Source organism: Halobacillus sp. H74 (assembly GCF_052246715.1).
GTDB lineage: Bacteria > Bacillota > Bacilli > Bacillales > Halobacillaceae > Halobacillus > Halobacillus litoralis_A.
In genome coordinates, this window is the sequence record NZ_JBQQCI010000003.1 from 596,133 (window position 1) to 603,106 (window position 6,974).

9 protein-coding genes are annotated in these 6,974 nt (G+C 41.1%); 6 read left to right on the forward strand and 3 right to left on the reverse strand.

From position 1 onward, the window contains the following. Positions 1-43 precede the first annotated feature (43 nt). Both ACTWPX_RS09360 and ACTWPX_RS09365 read right to left on the reverse strand, forming a co-directional pair. Positions 44-1,339, reverse strand: coding sequence for a glutamate-1-semialdehyde 2,1-aminomutase (locus ACTWPX_RS09360; protein WP_443119496.1), 1,296 nt, complete (start codon positions 1,337-1,339; stop codon positions 44-46). Between the two features lie 208 nt (positions 1,340-1,547). Further along, entirely contained in the window at positions 1,548-1,634 is an 87-nt protein-coding gene (locus ACTWPX_RS09365) for a YjcZ family sporulation protein (RefSeq protein ID WP_074735040.1), read from the reverse strand. Between the two features lie 253 nt (positions 1,635-1,887). On the opposite strand from ACTWPX_RS09365, the gene ACTWPX_RS09370 reads away from it, so the two are divergent. From ACTWPX_RS09370 to perR, 5 genes are all read left to right on the forward strand, one after another. After that, a complete protein-coding gene (locus ACTWPX_RS09370) occupies positions 1,888-2,298 on the forward strand; it encodes a potassium channel family protein (RefSeq protein WP_128523923.1) in 411 nt (136 codons plus the stop codon). 64 nt (positions 2,299-2,362) lie between these two features. Continuing rightward, positions 2,363-2,833 carry a thioredoxin-dependent thiol peroxidase gene (bcp, locus tag ACTWPX_RS09375; RefSeq protein ID WP_443119497.1) on the forward strand — a complete coding sequence of 157 codons (471 nt, stop codon included), beginning with the start codon at positions 2,363-2,365 and terminating at the stop codon, positions 2,831-2,833. Between the two features lie 80 nt (positions 2,834-2,913). Next, positions 2,914-3,867, forward strand: coding sequence for a D-2-hydroxyacid dehydrogenase (locus tag ACTWPX_RS09380; protein WP_443119498.1), 954 nt, complete (start codon positions 2,914-2,916; stop codon positions 3,865-3,867). Position 3,868: 1 nt separating this feature from the next. Then, positions 3,869-4,426, forward strand: a complete 558-nt coding sequence (locus ACTWPX_RS09385) for a cob(I)yrinic acid a,c-diamide adenosyltransferase (RefSeq protein ID WP_443119499.1) — start codon at positions 3,869-3,871, stop codon at positions 4,424-4,426. Between the two features lie 117 nt (positions 4,427-4,543). Beyond that, positions 4,544-4,987, forward strand: coding sequence for a peroxide-responsive transcriptional repressor PerR (gene perR, locus ACTWPX_RS09390; RefSeq protein ID WP_443119500.1), 444 nt, complete (start codon positions 4,544-4,546; stop codon positions 4,985-4,987). 198 nt (positions 4,988-5,185) lie between these two features. Here perR and ACTWPX_RS09395 read toward each other — a convergent pair whose 3' ends face one another. Beyond that, a complete protein-coding gene (locus ACTWPX_RS09395; protein WP_128523914.1) occupies positions 5,186-5,563 on the reverse strand; it encodes a YgzB family protein in 378 nt (125 codons plus the stop codon). Positions 5,564-5,695: 132 nt separating this feature from the next. On the opposite strand from ACTWPX_RS09395, the gene ACTWPX_RS09400 reads away from it, so the two are divergent. Continuing rightward, the gene (locus ACTWPX_RS09400; protein WP_443119501.1) at positions 5,696-6,580 is read left to right on the forward strand and encodes a nucleotidyltransferase-like protein; all 885 of its coding nucleotides are present in this window, start codon (positions 5,696-5,698) and stop codon (positions 6,578-6,580) included. Positions 6,581-6,974: the final 394 nt, after the last annotated feature.

Here is a 6,974-nt window from a genome sequence, read left to right on the forward strand (position 1 = left end):
TTTAATCCCCACTATTTGTTTAAAAAAAGTGGGGATTTGTTGATTAGTCATTGGCCATTGTACGGAATGTTCTTGCAACAGCTTCTAATGTGCGATCGATATCTTCGTCGGAATGAGCGGTTGTTAAAAACCATGCTTCATATTTAGAAGGGGCAAGGTTAATGCCTTCCGCGAGCATCAGTTTAAAGAAGCGGGCAAATCGTTCACCATCAGTATTTTCAGCTTGTTCATAGTTTTCAACTTTTTTTTCAGCAAAATAGACGGTCAAGGCTCCTTTCAAACGATTGATCTGAATAGACTGATCATTGTTTTTTGCGTGTTGGAGAATTCCTTCTTCCATTCGCTTTCCAAGACGGTCCATTTCTTCGTAAACACCATCTTGTTGCAGTACCTCAAGGCAGGCGATCCCTGCTGACATGGATGCTGGGTTTCCTGCCATGGTTCCAGCCTGATAGGCTGGACCAAGAGGAGCCACTTGTTCCATAATGTCCGCTCTTCCGCCATAAGCACCGATCGGTAAGCCGCCGCCAATGATTTTACCCATTGCTGTCATATCTGGTTCAATGTTCAACAATTGTTGGGCACTCCCGTATGTAAAGCGGAAAGCTGTAATGACTTCATCGTAAATGACCAGTGCCCCAGTATCGTGGGTAAGTTCATTTACTTGTTCAAGAAAACCTGGTTTAGGCTCGACGATTCCGAAGTTACCGACAATAGGTTCCACGAGTACCCCGGCGATTTCATCCCCGAATTTATCCAATGCTTCTTTAAATGGTTCAATATCGTTGAATGGTACCGTGATGACATCTTGAGCGATTGAAGCAGGAACCCCAGCTGAATCAGGTGTACCAAGGGTGGATGGTCCAGACCCTGCCGCAACCAGCACTAAATCTGAGTGGCCATGATAACAACCAGCAAATTTGATGATTTTATTTCTTCCTGTATAGGCCCTGGCTACACGGATGGTTGTCATGACCGCTTCAGTGCCTGAATTGACAAAACGGACTTTATCCAAAGAAGGGATGGCTTGCTTGAGCATTTTTGCAAAACGGTTTTCAAGCACTGTCGGTGTCCCATACAATACGCCGTTTTGAGCTGCTTTAGTAATCGCTTCTGTGATATGAGGGTGAGCATGCCCGGTAATGATTGGTCCATATGCTCCCAGGTAATCGATGTATTCATTTCCGTCAACATCAAAAAAGCGGGACCCTTCAGCACGATCCATGTACACCGGAGTTCCGCCTCCTACACCTTTATAGGCTCTTGAAGGAGAGTTGACCCCTCCTACAATGTGTTCAGTCGCTTCTTTATATAATTGTTCGGATTGATTCATATTCATTTTCGTGCCTCCTAATCAAACATTTTCACTCTTATTGTAGCATGCTTGTCCATGTGAGAAAGATTAGTAAAAGACACCCTTCTTTTAAAAAAGGTGTCTTTTGCGAGGTTCCTTCACTCTAGAGCGTTGAAACAGTAATCCGATCGTTTACGTGAGGAAATAAGCATACCACTTCATGAGCATACTCATGAATCAGTTTATGCCGTTTTTAGTATACGAACGCTGCACCAACGATGATTAGAAGGATGAAAAGAACAACGATTAGCGCAAAGCCTCCGCCATATCCGTAACTCATTTACAATTCCCCCTTTCCATTGTTTACAGTATCCTATGCAGCTTAGTGGAAGGGGGGATGTGCGTTCGCCCGGTTTTGTAACGAAAATAGTTGAACAACTATTTTGAAGGGAAAACCTGGCACCTCAGGTCATCCAAATTTTGGATGACCTGAGGTGCCAGGTTTTAGGAGGTATAAATAGCGTGAGGCTCTCATAAGAAAAAGTAAAGGCTTGTACTGTTATATATTCCAGCTTCCAGTAAAGGAGCTTCCTATGTTCACCATCATCATCAGTTCCATTTCCCTCACTCTGATCATCATCAGCCTTCGTCAAATTTTCATTTCATTGGAATTTGAACATAATATCTTTTCTTTTCAGTTATTTCTTTCAATCATGCTTCTTTACACTATAGTCATGATCGGATTTGGTATCATCTATGCTGGTCTGATGCGCCAGGGGATTATCGTTTACCGTATGGAAGCCAATCTTCCCCGCGCATTGGGTATAGCTGAAATCGCCAGAAGTATTTATTTCAGCGGAGTAACGCTCTTTACAGTAGGGTACGGAGATATGATTCCTGTAGGAGTAGGAAAGTGGTTATCAATCATAGAGGCCATGATCGGGTATACTCTCCCTGCAGCACTAGTCGCAAAGGTTTGGCAGAAACATCAGGTGAACCGTTAAGGTTGGAAGTTTAAAGAAAGATAAGGTACCCTTGTAGATAGAAACTATTTAGGAGGGTCTCATAATGACAGTTGAAAAAGGGAAACAAGTAACAGACTTCACATTACCAGCGAATAATGGAGAATCCGTATCATTATCTGAATACAAAGGGAAAAACGTAGTTCTTTACTTCTATCCAAAAGATATGACACCAGGCTGCACGACAGAAGCATGTGATTTCCGTGACCATCACGGAAGCTTCGCAGACCTTGACGCTGTTATCTTAGGAGTCAGCCCGGACCCTGTAGAATCACATGAGAAATTCATAGACAAGCATGATTTGCCATTCCTTCTATTAGCTGATGAAAATCATGAAGTTGCCGAACAGTTTGGTGTATGGAAGCTGAAGAAGAATTTCGGTAAAGAATATTACGGTATAGAGCGTTCGACTTTCATTATCGATAAAGAGGGGAACCTTTCCGAAGAGTACCGCAAAGTGAAAGTAGACGGACATGTAGAAGCAGCCCTTGAATACATCCGAGAAAATCTCCAATAACTATTCCTGAACCATAGTCTTCATGTGACTATGGTTCCTTTTTAGTCTAAAATAAGAAGCAAAAGGAAGGGAGTGTTACCATGAAAATCGTTTCTGCGATCAAGCGTGTTCCTGATGAAATCCAGCAACGCCTGATCACTCGTTTCACTGACGCTGAATTCATCTTTTGTCATGGCATTGATGAAGCCCGCCATTATATAGGAGAAGCGGATGTTTTCATTACATATGGGGAAGATTTGGATGCAGAAAAAATTAAAGCTGCCAAGAAGTTGAAGTGGATCATGGTCTTATCTGCCGGTATGGACAAAATGCCCTTTGAGGAAATTTCTGAACGGAATATCTTAGTGACGAACGTGAAAGGCATCCATGCACAACCCATGGCTGAGTATGCGATTTCAATGTTGCTTCAAGTATCACGGAAAGCAAAAGATCTGATAGATTTTGAACAAAGCCATGAGTGGAACAGACAACCAGTGATGAATGAAATCAACAGCCGTACAATGGTTCTCTTAGGTACAGGGGCTATTGCCCAAGAAGTAGCCAGGTTGGCAAAAGCATTTAATATGAAGACGATCGGAGTATCTAAATCCGGGCGTATGCGTGACCATTTTGATCAAGTTTTCCCGGTGGACCAAATCGATCTTGTGCTGCCACTAGGCGAGTTTATAGTAGCTGTCCTTCCAAGTACTCCTGAGACCCAGCACCTTCTGACAGCTGATCATTTTAAAAAGATGCCTGATCACTGTGTGTTCTTGAATATGGGAAGAGGTGATTTGGTTTCATCAGAAGTATTGTTGGAGGCTGTAACAGAATCATATATCTTACATGCAGTCCTTGATGTTTTTGAAGAGGAACCACTACCGGAGGAGCATCCACTCTGGTCAGAAGAGAAGGTAACCGTAACCCCTCACATATCTGGACTCTCTCCTCATTATGTTCCACGGGGTTTCGCACTTTTTGAAGAAAACTTAGAAGTGTTCCTGAGTGGGGAAGGGACCATTCGAAATATTATCGATCCAAAACGGGGGTATTGAAATGAGAATTTATACACGTTCGGGAGATAAGGGAGAAACATCATTGATCTATGGTCAACGCGTACCTAAGAATGATATCAGAGTAGAGGCTTATGGTACATGTGACGAAGCGAACTCAACCATTGGTCTTGCATTGAGCCATTTGAGGAAAGAAGAGTGGACGGATAAAGAAGCGTTTATGGAGACGATGCAGAAAATCCAGACCATACTGTTCCATGTAGGTGCTGAACTGGCTACTCCTCAAGGGAAAGAAGTACATTGGAAGTTGAAGAAAGAGCATGTAGAGGAATTAGAACGCCAAATTGATGTTTGGGACAAAGAACTTGACCCTTTAAAAAATTTCATATTACCATCGGGGCATCAAGCATCCGCCACTTTCCATTTATCCAGAACCGTTGTAAGACGAGCTGAACGGGTAGCCGTCACCTTGGAAAGTGAACTGGATAATCAGTTGGTTGTCTCTTATTTAAACCGTCTGTCTGATTTCCTATTTGTAGCCGCAAGATATATCAACAAAAAACTGGGTGGTACCGAAACACCATTAAATCCTGATGTCTAAAAGTTTAATCCAAGCTTCTTAATATTGACAATGACTTCAGAAAAAGGTTAAACTAATTGTAAGGATTCTAATTTAATAATATTATAAATCAAGAATCAGTTTATGAAAGCGAGGTGCATGACTGTGTCAGATCATCGACTCCAAGAAGCCATAGATACATTGAAAGGTTCTGGTGTGCGTATCACTCCACAGCGTCATGCGGTGCTTGAATACCTGCTGAATTCTATGACTCACCCAACAGCTGATGAAATATATAAGGCATTAGAAACTAAATTTCCGAATATGAGTGTAGCAACGGTTTATAACAATCTTCGTGTATTCCGTGAAATCGGACTTGTCCGAGAGCTGACTTACGGTGATTCATCAAGCCGCTTTGATTGTAATACCAGTGATCATTATCATGCGATTTGCGATACATGCGGTAAAATTGTCGATTTTCACTACCCGAGTTTGAATGAAGTGGAATCATTAGCTGAACAGGTGACTGGATTTGATGTAAGTCATCATCGCATGGAAGTCTATGGAACGTGCTCAAATTGCCAATCAAATAACACTCACTAAACTGGAAGCGTTACTGCTTTCAGTTTTTTCATGTCCAATGCCCCTCTCGAAAGGGGGGCCACTAACTACGACACCTATCCTTTTCTCCGTTTTTTTTAACTTCAATAAGTCATAGCATGGCTAACAGGCATTCCTGAAGTAAAGCTAATATTATCTAAATAAAAAAGGATCCGCTTTTGCTCTGCGGATCCTTTTTTATCAGGATTGTTCTTGGGTATTCCGTTTTTTATATCGTTTCTTATTATATTTCTCATCAAAATCTTTACCTTCTAATGACTTATCCATCGTCAATGGTTGATTACAATGCATACAGGCATCTACACGCCCGAGCATTTTAGTAGGTTTCTCACAGGACGGACAAACAATTTGTAATGTCTTAGTCGATAGCATCCCGATCCAAAAATACACCACTGTACTCAGCCCTACAAAACCCATTCCTAAAATCATGAAAGTCGCCATCAGCCACACTGTATCTTTGAAGAGTAAACCGATATACATGACACCGATGCCGAGAAAAATAAGCCAGAAAGCAAAGGAACGTATCTTATTGATCTTGTTGCTGTATTTTAAAGCCACTAAAGGTCCCTCCTTACTATCTAACCCGTAGTATAGCATATTTTCTTTGTGCAAATATATTGCGAAAAAAGGAATTTGAAAAAAAATAGCGAATAAAAACAGGGAAGGGAAATTGAATGTGGGGGAAAGATAATGGAAGATGTACTACGCCCGATCTATCAAGAACGAGCCAGCCAAAGCAATACACTAGGCATTCTGATACTTGAAAAGAAGAAGCCGATCAGTCCCGTAACCGACAATTTTGATGTCATTTTATTCATTATTGTCAGGGATGCAGAAGAACTATGGTATGTGAAGCATTATGAGTTTGATAATAAATCAGCGGCAATGCATATAGTAGATGAGACTTTGTTACAGCATTGGATTGATACCAGTTCCAATCGAAGGGCTGTAGAATGGATCATTAACGGTTCGATAATCTTTGAACGCAATGAATATGTCAGTGAAATGAAAGAACATCTGCGCGAGTTTCCACAGCAGACACGTGATTTGAAGAAAGCTATTGAATTTGCCAAGCTGATCCGCAGCTATAGCGAATCCAAAGATCTTTATGATTCAGAACAGTATTTGGATTCATATAGTAGAATGGTCAACTCCCTTCATTACTTGGCACGGCTTTCCATCATTGAAAAAGGTTTTCATCCAGAAGTGACAGTATGGAATCAAGTGAAGCGGATTGAACCAGAAATCTATAAATTATATCAGGAGCTCATTGAAAGCGGAGAGCCGACGGAAAAGAGAATCCAGTTGATGGTTCTTGCGGTGGAACATGCGATCAGTAAGAGATCCAGATCCAGTGCTCAACATTTGCTTCAACTGATGAGTGAAAGGGAAGAGCCATGGTCATTTGGAGAATTGAAAGTTCATCCTGAAATTCAAGAATACATTTTGGATTTATCCTCCATGATTGAATACTTGGTCGATAGTGACGTGATCGAGGTAGTCCCGCAGGAAACGAAAGGTCCTCAAATCTTTCACAGAAGATACAAACCGGTTCACCAACATATCAATGAATAGTAAAAGTGCCCACTTTCTATATTTATAGGAAGAGGGCATTTTTTGAGAAAAGTTATTGACGATTCGATTTCCGGCATGCTATATTATTAAACGTCGCATTAAGAAAGCAAAAGCGATGAGGGCAAGTGAAAAACAATCACGAAAAGATGTTGACATTAACATCAAATAGTGATAAATTATTACTTGTCGCCAAAAAGACCTCAAACAAAATATCAAATGAAGCATTGACATTAACGAAGCTTTAATGATATGATGGTTGAGTCGCTATTTTGAAGCGGCAAACAACATTTTGATCTTTGAAAACTGAACGAACCAACCAGTACGTCAAGATATTTCTTCTTATAAAGAAGAGATTTGAAACAAGCACATTCGGTGTGCAAATGAGCAAGTCAAA

Bases quoted from the DNA above. Each gene is read 5' to 3' on its own strand.
- ACTWPX_RS09360 (WP_443119496.1), bottom strand. From the start codon at position 1,339: ATGAATATGAATCAATCCGAACAATTATATAAAGAAGCGACTGAACAC.
- ACTWPX_RS09365 (WP_074735040.1), bottom strand. From the start codon at position 1,634: ATGAGTTACGGATATGGCGGAGGCTTTGCGCTAATCGTTGTTCTTTTC.
- ACTWPX_RS09370 (WP_128523923.1), top strand. From the start codon at position 1,888: ATGTTCACCATCATCATCAGTTCCATTTCCCTCACTCTGATCATCATC.
- bcp (WP_443119497.1), top strand. From the start codon at position 2,363: ATGACAGTTGAAAAAGGGAAACAAGTAACAGACTTCACATTACCAGCG.
- ACTWPX_RS09380 (WP_443119498.1), top strand. From the start codon at position 2,914: ATGAAAATCGTTTCTGCGATCAAGCGTGTTCCTGATGAAATCCAGCAA.
- ACTWPX_RS09385 (WP_443119499.1), top strand. From the start codon at position 3,869: ATGAGAATTTATACACGTTCGGGAGATAAGGGAGAAACATCATTGATC.
- perR (WP_443119500.1), top strand. From the start codon at position 4,544: ATGACTGTGTCAGATCATCGACTCCAAGAAGCCATAGATACATTGAAA.
- ACTWPX_RS09400 (WP_443119501.1), top strand. From the start codon at position 5,696: ATGGAAGATGTACTACGCCCGATCTATCAAGAACGAGCCAGCCAAAGC.